This is a genomic window from Polaribacter sp. Z022, assembly GCF_023555495.1.
Taxonomy (GTDB): Bacteria; Bacteroidota; Bacteroidia; order Flavobacteriales; family Flavobacteriaceae; genus Polaribacter.
Map to the genome: position 1 here is coordinate 505,577 of NZ_JALCZO010000003.1, position 16,843 is coordinate 522,419.

The 16,843-nt window shown below is 28.8% G+C and carries 14 protein-coding genes; 5 read left to right on the plus strand and 9 right to left on the minus strand.

From position 1 onward, the window contains the following. Nucleotide 1: 1 nt before the first annotated feature. Together MPF13_RS09140 and MPF13_RS09145 are read right to left on the minus strand one after the other, a co-directional pair. Nucleotides 2-1,876, minus strand: a complete 1,875-nt coding sequence (locus MPF13_RS09140) for a hypothetical protein (protein ID WP_249982195.1) — start codon at nucleotides 1,874-1,876, stop codon at nucleotides 2-4. A 46-nt stretch (nucleotides 1,877-1,922) separates the two neighbouring features. Further along, nucleotides 1,923-2,900 (minus strand): polyprenyl synthetase family protein, encoded by a 978-nt coding sequence (locus MPF13_RS09145; protein WP_249982196.1) that lies wholly within the window; start codon nucleotides 2,898-2,900, stop codon nucleotides 1,923-1,925. A gap of 60 nt (nucleotides 2,901-2,960) precedes the next feature. On the opposite strand from MPF13_RS09145, the gene MPF13_RS09150 reads away from it, so the two are divergent. Beyond that, nucleotides 2,961-3,476 (plus strand): hypothetical protein, encoded by a 516-nt coding sequence (locus MPF13_RS09150; RefSeq protein ID WP_249982197.1) that lies wholly within the window; start codon nucleotides 2,961-2,963, stop codon nucleotides 3,474-3,476. 2 nt (nucleotides 3,477-3,478) lie between these two features. Here the strand turns inward: MPF13_RS09150 and rlmN are convergent, their stop codons facing one another. From rlmN to MPF13_RS09165, 3 genes are all read right to left on the minus strand, one after another. Beyond that, entirely contained in the window at nucleotides 3,479-4,519 is a 1,041-nt protein-coding gene (rlmN, locus tag MPF13_RS09155; protein WP_249982198.1) for a dual-specificity RNA methyltransferase RlmN, read from the minus strand. Between the two features lie 66 nt (nucleotides 4,520-4,585). Continuing rightward, nucleotides 4,586-5,635, minus strand: a complete 1,050-nt coding sequence (gene queA / locus MPF13_RS09160) for a tRNA preQ1(34) S-adenosylmethionine ribosyltransferase-isomerase QueA (protein ID WP_249982199.1) — start codon at nucleotides 5,633-5,635, stop codon at nucleotides 4,586-4,588. 73 nt (nucleotides 5,636-5,708) lie between these two features. Beyond that, nucleotides 5,709-6,938, minus strand: a complete 1,230-nt coding sequence (locus MPF13_RS09165) for a 3-phosphoshikimate 1-carboxyvinyltransferase (protein ID WP_249982200.1) — start codon at nucleotides 6,936-6,938, stop codon at nucleotides 5,709-5,711. Between the two features lie 67 nt (nucleotides 6,939-7,005). On the opposite strand from MPF13_RS09165, the gene MPF13_RS09170 reads away from it, so the two are divergent. Further along, nucleotides 7,006-10,113, plus strand: coding sequence for a VPS10 domain-containing protein (locus tag MPF13_RS09170; RefSeq protein WP_249982201.1), 3,108 nt, complete (start codon nucleotides 7,006-7,008; stop codon nucleotides 10,111-10,113). On the opposite strand, the gene MPF13_RS09175 is transcribed toward MPF13_RS09170, so the two are convergent. After that, nucleotides 10,110-10,811 carry a crotonase/enoyl-CoA hydratase family protein gene (locus tag MPF13_RS09175; protein ID WP_249982202.1) on the minus strand — a complete coding sequence of 234 codons (702 nt, stop codon included), beginning with the start codon at nucleotides 10,809-10,811 and terminating at the stop codon, nucleotides 10,110-10,112. The two genes, MPF13_RS09170 and MPF13_RS09175, sit on opposite strands and share 4 nt — an antisense overlap. A gap of 119 nt (nucleotides 10,812-10,930) precedes the next feature. On the opposite strand from MPF13_RS09175, the gene MPF13_RS09180 reads away from it, so the two are divergent. Then, a complete protein-coding gene (locus tag MPF13_RS09180; RefSeq protein WP_249982203.1) occupies nucleotides 10,931-12,247 on the plus strand; it encodes a voltage-gated chloride channel family protein in 1,317 nt (438 codons plus the stop codon). Between the two features lie 42 nt (nucleotides 12,248-12,289). Here MPF13_RS09180 and MPF13_RS09185 read toward each other — a convergent pair whose 3' ends face one another. The 3 genes from MPF13_RS09185 to MPF13_RS09195 all read right to left on the minus strand — a co-directional run bounded on the left by MPF13_RS09185 (nucleotide 12,290) and on the right by MPF13_RS09195 (nucleotide 14,996). Further along, nucleotides 12,290-13,315 carry an SRPBCC family protein gene (locus tag MPF13_RS09185; RefSeq protein WP_249982204.1) on the minus strand — a complete coding sequence of 342 codons (1,026 nt, stop codon included), beginning with the start codon at nucleotides 13,313-13,315 and terminating at the stop codon, nucleotides 12,290-12,292. A 61-nt stretch (nucleotides 13,316-13,376) separates the two neighbouring features. Next, nucleotides 13,377-14,339: a BT_3928 family protein gene (locus MPF13_RS09190; protein ID WP_249982205.1), complete on the minus strand. Its 963-nt coding sequence runs from the start codon at nucleotides 14,337-14,339 to the stop codon at nucleotides 13,377-13,379. Nucleotides 14,340-14,459: 120 nt separating this feature from the next. Beyond that, on the minus strand, nucleotides 14,460-14,996 hold the full coding sequence (locus MPF13_RS09195; RefSeq protein WP_249982206.1) for a DUF1599 domain-containing protein: 537 nt from the start codon (nucleotides 14,994-14,996) through the stop codon (nucleotides 14,460-14,462). Nucleotides 14,997-15,078: 82 nt separating this feature from the next. On the opposite strand from MPF13_RS09195, the gene MPF13_RS09200 reads away from it, so the two are divergent. Beyond that, the gene (locus MPF13_RS09200; protein WP_249982207.1) at nucleotides 15,079-15,660 is read left to right on the plus strand and encodes an LOG family protein; all 582 of its coding nucleotides are present in this window, start codon (nucleotides 15,079-15,081) and stop codon (nucleotides 15,658-15,660) included. Between the two features lies 1 nt (nucleotide 15,661). Next, on the plus strand, nucleotides 15,662-16,486 hold the full coding sequence (folP, locus tag MPF13_RS09205) for a dihydropteroate synthase (RefSeq protein ID WP_249982208.1): 825 nt from the start codon (nucleotides 15,662-15,664) through the stop codon (nucleotides 16,484-16,486). Nucleotides 16,487-16,843 lie beyond the last annotated feature (357 nt).

Consider the following 16,843-nt stretch of genomic DNA (forward strand, 5'->3'; position numbering starts at 1 on the left):
ACTACTCTTTACTACAGTTTTCACAATAGGTTTTTCTTAAATACTCATTTTCTAATAATTGAAACGTAACTCCTTTTTCTGATGAAGGATTAAATAACTTACAAAACCTTTCTTTATTAATATTAATGGCATTTAACATCATTGTTCTATAATTTTTAGAAGCAACATTGTATTTATCTGTTATGGTTAAATTTAAATAATAAAACAACAAGTCTTCATCTATTGTAATGGTTCTTACTTTATCATCTAGTAAATCTATTGCATCATCTATATCTGAATAATAAGTTAAAAATTGAGCCAAACTTAAATAATCATAATTAGATAAATTAAAATTTTCATAAGTATCAATTATAAATTCTAAAGATTCATCTTTTGCATCATATTGTCTATCTCTCATATTTTTTTGTGCTTTTACAATATGAAAATTTACCAACATTCTATCAATTAAAGCTTGTTCAATTTTATATTTTTTAAGAATTAAAATTTCATTTTTAAAATCTGCATTTTTAATAGGAGACCAATTATTTTTCCAAATAATAAATTTTACAACAATTAAATTATACTTAATTCTTTTATTTTTTGGATCTAATTTTTCTAACTTTTTAAGTTCATCGTACACAATTTTAGAATATCCTAAACTATATAAATACTGAAACATACTGTTTTTGTTTAAAACAGGCACAAACTTAAGTTGTTTTGGTACGTTTAATTTTCTTAACTTTTCTGGTGATTTTTCTTCTTTAATTTTCTCGAAAAGTGAGTTTTGTACTATTAATGCTTCTTCTACATTTTCTTCTTTAATAAGTTTATTAAATGTAGAAATTAAAACAGTAGTTGTCATATCTTTATACTTATCTTTTCTTTCTAAATCTAAAGTAATAACAGCCTTTCTATGGTTTTTTAGGTATTTTTCTAAGTCTTTAGACACTACACCAACAACTTTTTGTTTTACTTCTTTTTTTGAGAGACCAACCAAGTTTTTGTATTTACTTTTAGAAACATCATTTAAAAACTCTACCCAATTTTCTGAAGATGAAATTTCTGTAGTAATATCTGGTTTTTGAAAAGATTGCATCGATTTTGCAATACTATTTGCTCGTTGTTTTTGGAGTTCTAAATTACGTTTTACACTTCCTTCTATAGATGAATATGCATTTATACTAATCTTCTTTATATTAAAATCTGTCAATTTTAAAGAATCATAAAGAGGTTTAATATCTTTTGGTAAATATTCTGATTTATTTTTTTGAAACGGAATTACAAATTTTAATTGTTTGTATTTTGTTGCAAATTTATCATTGATACTTGTAATTTTTTTAGATTTATAAGTAAGAGAATCTAAATAAACTCCCATATCAAGCAAATCCCAAGGGTAAGATTCTAAATTATAAATTTGTTGATATCTACACAGTACTTTATTATTTAAGAATAGAATATTAAACTCCAATTCTTCGTCTTTTAGTTCTTCTGGTACAGATCCAACATAAGTTCTGTATCTATCTTTTAAATGAGGTCTAAATCCTCTTATTAATTTCTGAGCGTATACAGGTTTTAAAATTGTTCCTTTTATTTGAACCTTTTCTAATTCCTTATCACAAGCATATCTAGATTTAGAAACTACATCTATTGCAATTCCATCTCCAGATTTTTTAAATAATTTAATTGCCCAAGCTTTATCTGTTACCTGAAAATATAATTTATCTCCCTCTCTTCGAATAGAATAACCTATTTCTTTAGGAGTAGAATTAAAATAGTTGGTAAAATAACTGCAATCTTGATTTTGATTTTGTGTAAAAATAATATCATAAGCACTTTGAGCTTTTACTGTAGAAAAACAAAAAATGAAAACAATAATAAGTAAGGTAATTTTTTTCATAGCATTTGAATTATTATAACTTCTTAAAATTATGTAACCAAAAATACTAAATTTTACGTTCTACAACGTAATCTATCATTGTTATTAAAGAACTTTTATATTCAGAATTAGGATAATTTTCTAAAATAGCCAAAGCTCTATTTTTATAATCGTGCATTATTGAAGTTGTATATTCAATTCCGCCATTATCTTTAACAAAAGTAATGACTTCTTTTACACGTTTTTTATTCTTGTTATGTTTCTTAATTGAATTTATCAACCAATTTTTTTCTTTAGCAGAACAATTATTTAAGGTGTAAATTAAAGGCAAAGTCATTTTTTGCTCTTTAATATCAATACCAGTAGGTTTCCCTATTTTATCATCAGTATAATCAAACAAATCGTCTTTAATTTGAAAAGCAATACCAATGTATTCTCCAAATTTTCTCATTTGTTGTATGGTATCGTTACTAGAACCTACAGATGCAGCTCCAATACCACAGCAAGCAGCAATAAGAGTTGCTGTTTTTTGACGAATAATATCAAAATAAACTTCTTCTGTAATATCTAATTTACGAGCCTTTTCTATTTGAAGCAATTCACCTTCACTCATTTCACGAACTGCAATAGAAATCAATTTTAACAAATCAAAATCCTCATTATCAATAGATAACAACAATCCTTTAGACAATAAAAAGTCTCCAACAAGAACTGCAATTTTATTTTTCCAAAGTGCATTCACAGAAAAAAAGCCTCTTCTTCTATTGCTTTCATCTACAACATCATCATGTACCAAAGTTGCAGTATGAATCAATTCTACAACAGAAGCTCCTCTATAAGTTCTTTCGTCAAAACCACCATCAGAAACCATTTTTGCAACTAAAAAAACAAACATGGGTCTCATTTGTTTTCCTTTTCTACGAACAATATAATAGGTAATTCTGTTTAAAAGCGGAACTTTAGAAAGCATAGAATCTTTGAATTTCTTTTCAAAGAGTTCCATTTCTTTTTTTATAGGAAGTTTTATAAGTTCTACTGGTTTCATGAGTCGTCAAAAATAGGAAATAATTTATGATTGTTTATATTTGATAAAACAATAATTCTTATGAAACATATTTTTATTTTCTGTTTTTTCTCTTTGGTTTTCTTTTCTGGTTATTCACAAAAAAAATCGATAGATTTTCCTGAAAATGCTCTGGGTATTTATAAAGGTACTTTAGTCATAAATTCATCTAAAGGAGAACAAGAAATACCTATGGAATTTCATCTTAAAAAAACAGATTCTGCTCACAAATTTAATTATGTTTTAATGTATAATAATAGTCCAAGAAATTATACCTTAATTGTAAAAGATAAAAGTAAAGGTATTTATGAAGTAGATGAAAATAACGGAATTATTTTACCAACTCGTTTTGCAAATAATACTTTATATAGTTTTTTTGAAGTGCAAGGAAATTTTTTAAGTTCTAGAATTTCTTTTTCTGAAAATGAATTAGATTTTGAAATCTTATACTCTGCTAAAAAAAATAAAATTACAACTGGTGGTATCTCTAAAGATATTCCAGAAGTTTTGGGATTTCCAATTTCTGTTGTACAAAGTGCAACATTAAAAAAAGAATAGTATTAAGATTTATTTGCTAGCTGACCACAAGCAGCATCTATATCTTTACCTCTACTCCTTCTTACATTTACAGTAATATCGTGCATTTCTAAGTTAGAAATATAATTGTTTATTGCAGATGAACTTGCTTGTTGAAATTGGCCATCATCTATAGGATTATATTCGATTAAATTAACTTTACATGGTACATATTTACAAAATTCTACTAAAGCTTTAATGTCTTCTTTTCTATCATTAATTCCATCCCAAACAACATATTCATAAGTAATTGCTCTACTCGTTTTTTCGTACCAATATTCTAAAGATTCTTTTAAATCTTTTAAAGGAAAGTTAGTATTAAAAGGCATAATTGATGTTCTAACTTCATCAATTGCAGAATGCAAAGAAACAGCTAAATTAAATTTCACTTCTTCATCAGCCATTTTTTTAATCATTTTTGGCACTCCAGAAGTTGATACTGTTATTCTTTTTGATGACATCCCTAAACCTTCTGGTGATGTAATCATTTCTATTGATTTTAATACGTTTTTATAGTTCATAAGAGGTTCTCCCATTCCCATAAAAACAATATTTGTTAATTTATGATTATGATATAATTGACTTTGTTTATCAATTACTACAACTTGATCATAAATTTCATCTGGATTTAAATTACGCATTCTTTTTAAACGTGCAGTTGCACAAAACTTGCAATCTAAACTACAACCAACTTGACTAGAAACACAAGCTGTTGTTCTTTTTTCTGTAGGAATTAAAACAGATTCTACCACCAAACCATCATGCAATTTAATTCCATTTTTAATGGTACCATCTTTACTTCTTTGCATAGAATCTACTTTGATATGGTTAATAACAAAGTTTTGTTCTAACATTTCTCTTGTTTGTTTAGAGATGTTAGTCATGTCTTCAAAAGTATGCAAAGACTTGCTCCAAAGCCATTCATAAACTTGATTTCCTCTAAAAGCTTTATCGCCATTATTTACAAAAAAATCTCTTAATTGTTCTTTGGTTAAAGCTCTAATGTCTTTCTTTTTTAGTTCCATCTTGTGCAAAAATACAAAACCTCACAAGAAACTTGCGAGGTTTTAAGTTTTCAATAAAAAATTGAATTATAATATTAACATAGCATCTCCGTAAGTAGAAAATCTATATCCTTCTTTAATTGCTTCTTTATACGCTTCCATTAAAAAATCGTACCCAGCAAATGCAGCTGCCTGCATCATTAAAGTAGATTTTGGAGAATGAAAATTAGTAATCATAGCATTAGCAATACTAAAATCATAAGGAGGAAAAATAAATTTATTTGTCCATCCTTCATACGCATTTAATTCTTGTTTAGAAGAAACAGAAGATTCAATAGTTCTCATTACTGTAGTACCTACAGCACAAACTTTTCTTTTTTCTTTTTTTGCGTTATTTATTTTATTTGCTGATGCTTCTGGGATAATAATTTGTTCAGAATCCATTTTATGTTTCGATAAATCTTCTACCTCAACAGGACTAAATGTTCCTAAACCAACATGTAAAGTTGTTTCTGCAAAATCAACTCCTTTAATTTCTAAACGTTTTAATAAGTGTTTAGAAAAGTGTAAACCTGCTGTTGGTGCTGCTACAGCTCCTTCATGCTTTGCATAAATAGTTTGGTAACGTTCTTCATCTAATTCTTCTACTTCTCTATTAATAGCTTTAGGTAAAGGTGTTTCTCCTAATTCTAATAATTTAGCTCTAAATTCTTCATAAGAACCATCAAATAAGAAACGTAAAGTTCTTCCTCTAGATGTTGTGTTGTCAATAACCTCAGCTACTAAACTATCATCATCACCAAAAAATAATTTATTACCAATTCTAATCTTTCTTGCAGGATCTACTAAAACGTCCCACAATCTATTTTCTGCATTTAATTCTCTTAACAAGAAAACTTCTATTCTAGCACCTGTTTTTTCTTTGTTTCCATACATTCTTGCAGGAAAAACCTTGGTGTTATTTAACATCATAACATCACCTTCATCAAAGTAATTTATAACATCTTTAAAAAGTTTGTGTTCTATTGTACCTTCTTTTCTATTCAATACCATTAAACGAGATTCATCTCTGTGTTCTGCTGGATATTGAGCTAGTAATTCTTCTGGTAATTCGAATTCAAAATGCGATAATTTCATATGTGTATTTGCTTGTAAAAGCGGCAAATATACGATATCGAAATAGGCGTTGTCAAGTGTTTGACTAAATAATTTATAGTTTATCTATTTTAATACCAATTTGTTGCATATCATCCCAAAATTTTTGGAAAGATTTTGTAACTACTTCTGCATTTAAAATTTGAATAGGTACCTTAAAAGCTAAAGGTGCAAATGCCATAGCCATTCTATGATCATTGTACGTTTTAATGGCAATGTTTTTATTTATTTTTGAAGTAACTTCTAAATGAAAACTTACATCTGTAACTGCAATATTTGCTCCTAAGTTAGATAATTCATCATGCAAAGCAACCAATCTGTCTGTTTCTTTAATTTTTAAAGTATGTAAACCTGTTAAATTACAAGCTATTTCTTCTGCAAAACAAGTTACAGCAATAGTTTGTGCAATATCTGGAGCATTTTTTAAGTCGATTTCTAAAGTTTCTTTTTTGGTTGCTCTTACTTTTTTTAACGTAATCGAATTTTTACCAAAAGTAGTTGTAACTCCAAAATGTTCGTAAATAGTTGCTAAACAAGAATCTCCTTGTAAACTTTCTTCTTTATAGGCTGATAATGTAATTTCTGAACCAATATCTGCTAAAGCAATTATTGAATAAAAATAACTTGCAGAAGACCAATCAGACTCTACAACAACTGTTTGTTTATCAATATTTTTTTTAGGGTTTACCTTTATAATATTTCCTTCAAAACTAGATTCTATTCCTAATTGAGTTAATAAACTCAATGTCATATTAATGTAAGGAACAGAAGTAATTTTACCAATCAATTCTATTTCTAAACCGTTTTCTAATTTAGAAGCAATTAATAATAATGAAGATATGTACTGACTGCTTACATTACCGTTAATTTGAACTTTATCTTTAGTAATTGTTGTTCCTTTAATTCTAATTGGTGGATACCCAACTTTATCCTCATAAGATATATTTGCTCCTAAATCTTTTAGTGCATCCACTAAAATTTCTATAGGTCTGTTTTGCATTCTTTCAGAACCTGTTAAAACAGTTTCTCTTCCTTCTTTTACTGCAAAGTAAGAAGTTAAAAAACGCATTGCTGTACCTGCATGACCAATATTTACAACTTCATCTTTTGTAGAAAGTGCATGTTGCATATGAACAGAATCATCAGAATCAGATAAATTATCTATGGTTACTTCAGGAAATAAATTTTGAAGTATTAACAATCTATTAGATTCACTTTTAGAACCCGAGATTGTAATATTCTCATTAATCTTTTTATTATCTACAACATTTAACAATATATCCATTTCCTAAAATCTATAAACTAACTTAAAATCATTATTTTTAGTGTCTTAAAATCCAAACTTACTACACATGAAAAAAATTATTTTTCTGGCAATTAGCTTATTTTTTATAACAAACGCCAAAGTTAACGCACAAAAAAATTCTAACAAAGTTTCTGAGGAATATTTTAGCGCAATAAAATGGAGGAATATTGGTCCTTTTAGAGGTGGTAGAAGTGCTGCTGTTACTGGTGTTTCTTCAAAATCGAATCTTTTTTACATGGGAACTACTGGTGGTGGTGTTTGGAAAACTACAGATGCAGGTAGCACTTGGCAGAATATTTCTGACGGATTTTTTGGAGGTTCTGTAGGTGCAGTTGCAGTTGCAGAATCTGACAATAATGTAATTTATGTTGGAATGGGAGAAAAAACGGTTCGTGGAAATGTTTCTTCTGGTGATGGAGTTTGGAAATCTGAAAATGCTGGAAAAACGTGGAAACATATTGGATTAAAAAATTCTAGACACATTTCTAGAATGAGAATTCACCCAAAAAACTCTGATATAGTTTTTGCAGCAGTTATGGGAGATTTATACAAACCAACCCAAGAAAGAGGTGTTTATAAAACAACTGATGGTGGAGAAACCTGGAAAAGAGTATTATTTTCTGATGAAAATTCTGGAGCTGTAGATTTAATTATAGATCCAAACAATCCAAGAATATTATATGCTACAACTTGGGATGTGCGTAGAACTCCATATAGTTTATCTTCTGGAGGTAAAGGTTCTGCTATTTTTAAAAGTACAGATTCTGGAGAAACTTGGACAAATATTTCTACAAACAAAGGTTTACCAAAAGGAATTTGGGGTATTAGTGGAGTTACAGTTTCTCCTGTAAATTCTGATATTGTTTGGGCTTTAATTGAAAACAAAAAAGGAGGAATTTACAAATCTACAGATGCTGGTAAAACTTGGAGTTTAATAAATTCTGAAAGAAAATTACGTCAAAGAGCTTGGTATTACTCACGTTTATATGCAGATACACAAGATGAAAATATTTTATATGTTTTAAATGTTCGTTATCACAAATCTACAGATGGTGGTAAAACATACAAAACTTACAATGCACCTCATGGAGATCATCATGATTTATGGATTGCTCCAAAAGACAATCAAAGAATGATTATTGGTGATGATGGTGGAGCTCAAATATCTTTTGATGCTGGAGAAAATTGGAGTACAATGTACAACCAACCAACATCGCAATTTTATAGAGTTACTACAGATAATCATTTTCCTTATAGAATTTTAGCAGCACAACAAGATAACTCTACAATTAGAATTTCTCATAGAACTTCTGGTAGATTTATAAGTGAATCTGATTGGGAATCTACTGCAGGTGGAGAAAGTGCGCACATTGCTGTTGATCCTTTAAATAATGATATTGTTTATGGTGGATCTTATGGAGGATTATTAACAAGAAAAAACCATAAAACAAACGAAACTCGCGCTATTAATGTATGGCCAGATGACCCAATGGGACATGGTGCTGAAGATTTTAAATATCGTTTTCAATGGAATTTTCCAATCTTCTTTTCTCCTAATAATAAAAAGAAATTATATGCAGCTTCTAATCATTTACATGTAACAGAAAATGAAGGTCAAAGCTGGAAAGTTATCAGTCCAGATTTAACAAGAAATGATCCTAAAACATTAGGTCCTTCTGGTGGCCCAATTACCAAAGATAATACAGGAGTTGAGTATTATGGAACTATTTTTGCTGCTACAGAATCTGCTTTTGAACCTGGATTAATTTGGACAGGTTCTGATGATGGTTTGGTGCATCTTTCTAAAGATAATGGAGCTAACTGGAAAAATGTGACTCCTAAAAAAATGCCAGAATGGATGATGATTAATTGTATAGAAGTTGATCCATTTAACAAAGGAGGTGCTTATATAGTAGGTACAAAATACAAATCTGGAGATTATAAACCATACATATATAAAACAGAAAACTATGGTAAATCTTGGAAACAAATTACTAATGGAATTGCTAATGAAGATTTTACAAGAGCATTAAGAGCAGATCCTAAAAGAAAAGGTTTGTTATATGCTGGTACAGAAAGAGGAATGTACATTTCTTTTGATGATGGTAAAAATTGGCAAACTTTTAAACAAAACTTACCTATTGTACCTATTACAGATTTAGCTATTAAAGATGACAATTTAATTGCTGCAACTCAAGGGCGTTCTCTTTGGATTATTGATGATTTAACACCTCTTCATCAAATTAAACCATCTACATTAAAAGAAGATGTTGTTTTATACAAACCTAAAGACGCTTATAATTTAAGTGGTGGACGTGGAAGAACTTCTAAAACGCAAGGAACAAATCACCCAGGTGGAGTTGCCATTAATTATTTCATCAAAGAAAAAGGAGAAAAAGATATTGTGTCTTTATCAATTTTTGATGCCAATGATAATTTGATAAAAAAATACTCTACAAAACCAGATAAAAAGAAAAAAGAAACATCATTAAAAGTAAAAGATGGAAACAATATTTTTTATTGGAATATGATGTATCCTGGAGCAGAAAAAGTAAAAGGTATGATTCTTTGGTGGGCTTCTTTAAACGGACCAATGGCTTTACCTGGAACTTATAAAGTTGAATTAGCTGTAAATGACAGCAAGTTAAAACAAGAATTTAAAATCATTAAAAATCCTGTTTCTGAAACTTCTGAAGCAGATATGAAAGCTCAATTTACTTTTATTAACGAAATCAATAAAAAGATGACTGAGATTCATAAAGCATTAAATAATGTGAAGAAAATTAGAACTCAAGTTGGTTTGTTAAAGAAATCTATTAAAGATAAAAAGAAGCATAAAACATTGTTAGAATATGCAGATGCTTTGGTTAAAGATATGACCAAAATTGAAGAAACTTTATATCAAACGAAATCTAAAAGTGGACAAGATCCTTTAAATTTTCCTATTAGATTAAATAATAAATTGGCACATTTAAACTCTTTAACAAGAATAGGAACTTATGCTCCAACCCAACAAGCCATCGATTTTAAAAACGAAATCACAAAACAAATTGATGTTGAGTTAAAAAAACTAAATACTATCTTTTCAGTAAGAGTTAAAGAATTAAATAAAAAAGTAAACGAAAGTGCTATCGATTTAATTCAGTTAGATTAAGAATTGATAGAAATATCACTTTTTAAATCTAAAGCGATTGCTTTTTCTAATTCTTGCAAATGCTGTTGCCTAACTTTTAGTTTGGTAGCAGCATGTGCTTTTTTATGTAGTTTAGCAAACATACCTGCTACTTTAATTGCTGTAGGTAACAAATGATTTTCTGGCACAACTAAATCTAAAAAACCAGCTTTTTCTGCATCTTTAGGATTGTAAATTTCAGCATTATTAACACTTCTATTTACATACACTTCTGATAAACGAGCTTTTGCAATAGTAATTCCTGCATTGTGCATTGTCATACCAATCATTACCTCATTTAAACCAATTTTAAAATCGCCTTCTACTCCAATTCTATAATCAGCAGACAATAATAAAAAAGCGCCTTTTGCTATTGCATGACCAGAACAAGCAATAATTATTGGTTGAGGAAAAGACAACATTTTTAAAGATAAGTTAGAACCTTTCGTTACCAATTCTTTAGCAGTTTCTGGCGATTTTGTCATCACTTTTAAATCGAAACCTGCAGAAAAAACACTTTCTTGACCTGTAAGGATTACAACTTTATTTTCTGCTACTGCTTTATCTAAACACAAATTCAATCCATCAATAACTTCATGAGAAATTGCATTTGCTTTACCGTTTTTAATGGTAATAATTGCATAGTTTTCTTCTGGTTGATAAGTAACAAATTCATTCATTTTTATTAAATTTTAAAACAAGTTACAAAAAAAATAAACATCTAAAATAATAGATACTACACTCATTATAAATTATGTCTTTGCTATTATTTGTTTATTTTTGCCTAACAACATAAACTATGGATAAAATTAAAAGATTGTTTCTTTCATTTGAGCAAAGTTTTTCTTTGCTTTTTCTTTTAAAATGGAGTTTCATCTGTTTGCTAATTGGAGGTTTTACTGGAAGTGCATCTGCTGTTTTTTTATGGTCTTTAGAATGGGCAACAAATTATAGAGAAGCCAATAAATGGATTATTTGGTTATTACCAATTGCAGGTTTTATTATTGGTTTGTCTTATCATTTATATGGTAAAAGTGTTGTTAAAGGAAATAATTTATTGGTAGATGAATACCATGAACCTAAAAAAATAATTCCTTTTAAAATGGCTCCTTTAGTTTTTATAGGAACCATTTTAACGCATTTATTTGGTGGTTCTGCAGGACGTGAGGGTACAGCAGTACAAATTGGTGGTGCTATTGCAGATCAGTTTACCAAACTTTTTAAACTTTCTAATTTAGATAGAAAAATAATTTTAGTTGCTGGTATTAGTGCAGGTTTTTCGTCTGTTTTTGGAACACCTTTAGCTGGAGCAATTTTTGCTTTAGAAGTTATGGTTATAGGTAGAATTAAATTTGACGCAATAATTCCTAGTTTTTTAGCTGCTGTTTTTGCTAATTATTTTTGTGATGTTTGGCATATTTCTCATCACACACATTATACCATTTCTACTATTTCAGAATTAACACCAGCAACCATTTTATGGTCTTTATTGGCAGGTATTATTTTTGGATTGGCAAGTATGTTATTTTCTAAATCTACACATTTTTGGGGAACTTTATTTAAAAAACATATTAATTACCCACCTTTAAGACCCGTTATTGGAGGTGTTATTTTAGCAATTGTTGTTTATTTAATGGGAACTACCAAATACATTGGACTTGGTGTACCAACCATTGTAGATGCTTTTAATATCGATTTAAATTCTTATGATTTTTTACTAAAAATAATTTTCACTTCTTTTACTTTAGGTGCAGGTTTTAAAGGAGGAGAAGTTACTCCGTTATTTTTTATTGGTGCTACTTTAGGAAATGTGCTAATATGGTTTATTCCAATGCCAATGCCATTGTTAGCAGGTATGGGTTTTGTTGCTGTTTTTGCAGGTGCAACAAACACTCCAATTGCTTGTACAATTATGGGAATTGAATTATTTGGAATAGAATCTGGAGTTTTTATTGCTTTAGCTTGTACTACTTCTTATTTATTTTCTGGACATTCTGGTATTTATTCTTCACAATTTATAGGAAGCCCTAAACACCTATTTTACAAAGATGAAAAAGGTTTAAAACTAACAGAAATAGAAAATAAAAGAGCTAAAAAAAGTCATTACAAAGAATAAATATTCCTAAATAATGACTTTTATAATTGATATTGATTTTTACTACTTTAAAGAGTAAAAATAATCTGTTTGAATATCTTGTGGTTTTACCATTGTAGGATCATTTACATAAGCTTCCCAAATTGGATACTCAATTTCTTTTTTATTATCTGTTGCATACTTCAATAAAGAATTGTGTATTTCCATTTCACCTGTTCCATAGTTTCCAAATTTAGAAGCAGTTGCAGTTGCACCTTTAGGTAAATTTACAAGAGACATACCTTCTCCAGGTTTTAAATCTTTTTTTAAGATTAAACCAATATAAAATTCAGCAATATTATTTTCCATATCCCAAACGTTATAAACTGCAGCAGGAGTAAAATCACCATATTCTAAACCATTTTTCATTGCATACATTCCTGCCTTTGGCATATCAGTTTGAAAAAGTTCTGTCATATTAGACATATCTGTAGTTGTTTTATGATAATAACCTATAAATTTTTGAGCTGGTAAATCTTTTACTACAACTGGTGTTATTCTAAACGAATTTGCTAATTTCTGAGCTTCTAAGACTACTTTTTCTAAATTATTCAATCCTTTTTCTTCCATTGGACCGAAAAAATTTTCCCATCCTCCCATAAAACCAGAAATTAATTTAAACATAAATGGAGCTTTGGTTTCTTTCATTTGCCAAGTAATATTTGTTCCTCCATCTTTTTCTTCAAAATGCCAAATTATATCACTTGGGTCAGCATCACCAAACTGCATTTTTTGTTCTATTAATTTATTAGGAATTACATTTACTGTTTTCATACTTCCAGGACCATCTTTACTTGTCCAAGAATCGCTAGCTCCTACTCCAACAGTTTTTTCTCCATAAGAAACTACAATAGTAGAATCTTCATCATGCCAAGGACCCCATTTTTCCCAAGTTTTTAAATCGTTAACTGTATTATAAACTGCAGAAATTGGTGCTTTTATTACTTTAGAACGAGAAACATCGTATTCACTTGGTTGCATTGCTCCAAAAATAAGCACACCTACTATTAGTACTACTACTAAACCTAAAAGGTATTTTAAAAATTTCATAATATTTGATTTGTTTTGGTTGATAGCTTAAAGTTACAAATTATTTACAAACAACTAGTTGTTAGAGTATTATTTCATCAACATCAATCCAATTTTTCTTTTGAGTTACGGTTCCTTTATTTAAAATCATAACTCCAGGATTTGCTCTAATCATAGTTTTTAAAGTTGTTTCATCACAAAATAAAAACTCTAAATCTAAATTATGCTTTTCATTTGTTAGAATTAAATCGTCAGTAAAAGAAGCAGAAACTCCATAAACTGTATATCCTTTTTTCTTTGCTTTTGCAGTTATTTCTTTAATTGCTGGATATCCGTTTTCATCAACTTTATCAAGATTGTAAATAATAACCAACATTACTTTTTCTTTCTTTAACAATTCTGGTGCTAAATCTGATTGTGCATCTTCTAACATAAAATCATGAACAGGAGGAATACTTCCATCTTCTGGAAATTCCATTCCTTTTTCAAGATTTTTACCAATAGCATACGCTCTAAAATCGATAATTGGCAAATGAGTTAGCACATGTTGAACGATAAACATAAATATTGCTAAAGAAACTAATGTTATTAATTTTGGAATTTTACCTCCAAAAATTGGTTTAATGTATTTAACTCCAATAACCAAAATAATGATTAAAGCAATTAAAATTATGTTCTTATAAAAAGTTCCCCAAGTAGAAAGTTTTACAGCATCACCAAAACAACCACAATCTGTAACTTTATTATAATAAGCAGAATACCAAGTTAAAAACAAGAAAACTAAGGTTAAGATAAACAAACTCCAAACTGTAGTTTTTGGTTTGTAACCGATTAAAATCATTACTCCTAAAAGAATTTCTGCAACAATTAAAATGATTGAAAAAATTAAAGCATAAGGAATTAAAAACTCCATATTTAAAACCGATTCCGAAAAATATTCTTGAAACTTGTATTGAGAACCTATTGGGTCTACCAATTTTACAAAGCCCGAAAAAATGAATAAGGCTCCTACAATTATTCTTGAAAGTTGGACTAATATTTTCATAATTTATGATGATAATTGTTACTAATGAATATTTTCAAATGATGAAATCACAATATTTATCAAGTTTAATGTAGAGATTGCTTCATTTTTCTCAATGACAAAACTTTGACACTTTGTAATTTATTCTCCCAAATGAATCATGGCAAAAACAGCATAATTAATCATGTCTTGGTAATTCGCATCAATTCCTTCAGAAACTATTGTTTTTCCTTTATTGTCTTCTATTTGTTTAACACGCAATAATTTTTGTAAAATTAAATCTGTTAAACTAGAAACACGCATATCTCTCCAAGCTTCTCCATAATCATGATTTTTATTCATCATTAAATCTTTGGTTATTTTTGCATGTTTGTCATATAAAACAGTAGCTTCTTCTGTATTTAAATCAGGGTTTTCTACCACACCATTTTCTAACTGAATTAACGCCATAATAGAATAATTGATGATTCCTATAAACTCAGATTTTTCACCTTCATCAACTTTTCTAACCTCATTTTCTTGTAACTGACGTATTCTTGTGGCTTTTATAAAAATTTGATCTGTTAACGATGGTAAACGTAAAATTCTCCACGCAGATCCATAATCAGACATTTTTTTAATGAATAAACTTCTACATTCTTCTATAACAGCATCGTATTGTTTTGAGGTATCTTGCATTTTTGTAAAAAAGTATTTTTCCAAATGTAGTAAATCTTCAAAGCATTTCATTTATTTTTACCATGAATTTATCAACTATCAAATGAAAAGAATTGCAGTTTTTTGTGGATCAAGTATTGGCTTTAATCCTGTTTACAAGGAAGCTGCCAAAGAATTAGGGAACTATTTTGCAAACAACCAGATAGGAATGGTTTATGGTGGAGGAAAAGTAGGATTAATGGGGGTAATTGCTGATGAAATTCTTTCTTATAAAGGAGAAGTTATTGGAGTAATTCCTACATTATTAGAAAAAGAAGAAGTTGTTCATGCTGGTGTCGAAGAAATGATTGTTTGTAAAAAAATGAGCGAACGAAAAGTAATTATGAGCAAATTAATTGATGGTTATATTACACTTCCTGGTGGTTTTGGTACTTTAGATGAACTTTTTGAAGCCCTAACTTTAAACCAATTACACATAGAACAAAAACCTGTAGGTCTTTTAAATGTTAATGGTTTTTTTGATGCTGTTTTATTGCAATTAGACAAAATGGTAGAAGAAGGTTATTTAAAACAAACCAATAGAAACATGTTGTTGGTTGCAAATTCTGTTGATAATTTAATGCAAAAAATGAACAATTATACAGCACCAAAAGTTGAAGCTATTATTAACAAAGTAGTACGTTAAAATGACAATAAATTGCAACCAAACATTAATAGATTTGTCTTCTCCAAAAGTAATGGGGATTTTAAATATTACTCCAGATTCTTTTTTTGACGGAGGTAAATACAAGAACGAATCTGACATACTTTCTCAAACAGAAAAAATGTTGCAAGATGGTGCAACTTTTATAGATGTTGGCGCTTATTCTTCTAGACCTGGAGCAACTCATATTTCTGAAGAAGAAGAATTGCAAAGAATAGTTCCTGTTATTAATTTATTAGTTAAAAATTTTCCCAAAATTGTAATTTCTGTAGATACTTTTAGAAGTAAAATTGCTAAAGAAACTATAAATAATGGAGCTGCAATTGTAAACGATATTTCTGGAGGAAAAATGGACGAAAAAATGTTTGAAACTGTTGCTAACTTGCAAGTACCTTATATTTTAATGCACATGTTAGGTACGCCTCAAAACATGCAAAAAAACCCGGAATATAATAATGTAACTAAAGAAATTATATCTTTTTTTGCAGAACAGATATACAAATTACATCAATTAAAATTAAACGATATTATTATTGATGTTGGTTTTGGATTTGGAAAAACTATCGATCATAATTTCGAGATTCTAAAAAACCTAAGTCTTTTTAAATCTTTAGATGCACCAATATTAGCAGGAATTTCTCGTAAATCTATGTTATATAAAACATTAGATATTTCTGCACAAGAAGCCTTAAATGCAACAACTTCTGCAAACACAATTGCCTTATTAAACGGTGCAAATATTTTACGTGTTCATGATGTTAAAGAAGCAGTTGAGGCTGTAAAAATTGTAAATCAAATTTCTTTTTAGAAGCTATTTCCTGCTTTCCATTTTATCTTTTTAATCTTGTTCTCGATACAAATTTGTTCATTCTTCACAAATTCACTCGAACTGACAATTAAAAAGGATGCCACTTCAATCAGGGCTAAACTTGTTTGCAAACTTTCTGTCATTGCGAAGAATGAAGCAATCTCTTAATTAAGAATTCTAAACATTCAGATAACTTCGTCATTCTTCCTCATAATAACGTACTTAATTTTTCTTGGCACTCTTTTTGTTAAAATTATGTTAACACCAAAAACTCAACTAGTTAAACTTTAATAAAATAATGATTTCTCGATTATGCTCGAAGAAACATTACAACCATTTATTAACTTTTAAAAACTA

Excerpts from the sequence above, each read along its gene's own strand:
- MPF13_RS09175 (WP_249982202.1), bottom strand. The coding sequence starts at position 10,811 with ATGAATGAATTTGTTACTTATCAACCAGAAGAAAACTATGCAATTATT.
- folP (WP_249982208.1), top strand. The coding sequence starts at position 15,662 with ATGACAATAAATTGCAACCAAACATTAATAGATTTGTCTTCTCCAAAA.
- MPF13_RS09150 (WP_249982197.1), top strand. The coding sequence starts at position 2,961 with ATGAAACATATTTTTATTTTCTGTTTTTTCTCTTTGGTTTTCTTTTCT.
- MPF13_RS09170 (WP_249982201.1), top strand. The coding sequence starts at position 7,006 with ATGAAAAAAATTATTTTTCTGGCAATTAGCTTATTTTTTATAACAAAC.
- MPF13_RS09180 (WP_249982203.1), top strand. The coding sequence starts at position 10,931 with ATGGATAAAATTAAAAGATTGTTTCTTTCATTTGAGCAAAGTTTTTCT.
- rlmN (WP_249982198.1), bottom strand. The coding sequence starts at position 4,519 with ATGGAACTAAAAAAGAAAGACATTAGAGCTTTAACCAAAGAACAATTA.
- MPF13_RS09140 (WP_249982195.1), bottom strand. The coding sequence starts at position 1,876 with ATGAAAAAAATTACCTTACTTATTATTGTTTTCATTTTTTGTTTTTCT.
- MPF13_RS09165 (WP_249982200.1), bottom strand. The coding sequence starts at position 6,938 with ATGGATATATTGTTAAATGTTGTAGATAATAAAAAGATTAATGAGAAT.
- MPF13_RS09185 (WP_249982204.1), bottom strand. The coding sequence starts at position 13,315 with ATGAAATTTTTAAAATACCTTTTAGGTTTAGTAGTAGTACTAATAGTA.
- MPF13_RS09195 (WP_249982206.1), bottom strand. The coding sequence starts at position 14,996 with ATGCAAGATACCTCAAAACAATACGATGCTGTTATAGAAGAATGTAGA.
- MPF13_RS09200 (WP_249982207.1), top strand. The coding sequence starts at position 15,079 with ATGAAAAGAATTGCAGTTTTTTGTGGATCAAGTATTGGCTTTAATCCT.
- queA (WP_249982199.1), bottom strand. The coding sequence starts at position 5,635 with ATGAAATTATCGCATTTTGAATTCGAATTACCAGAAGAATTACTAGCT.
- MPF13_RS09145 (WP_249982196.1), bottom strand. The coding sequence starts at position 2,900 with ATGAAACCAGTAGAACTTATAAAACTTCCTATAAAAAAAGAAATGGAA.
- MPF13_RS09190 (WP_249982205.1), bottom strand. The coding sequence starts at position 14,339 with ATGAAAATATTAGTCCAACTTTCAAGAATAATTGTAGGAGCCTTATTC.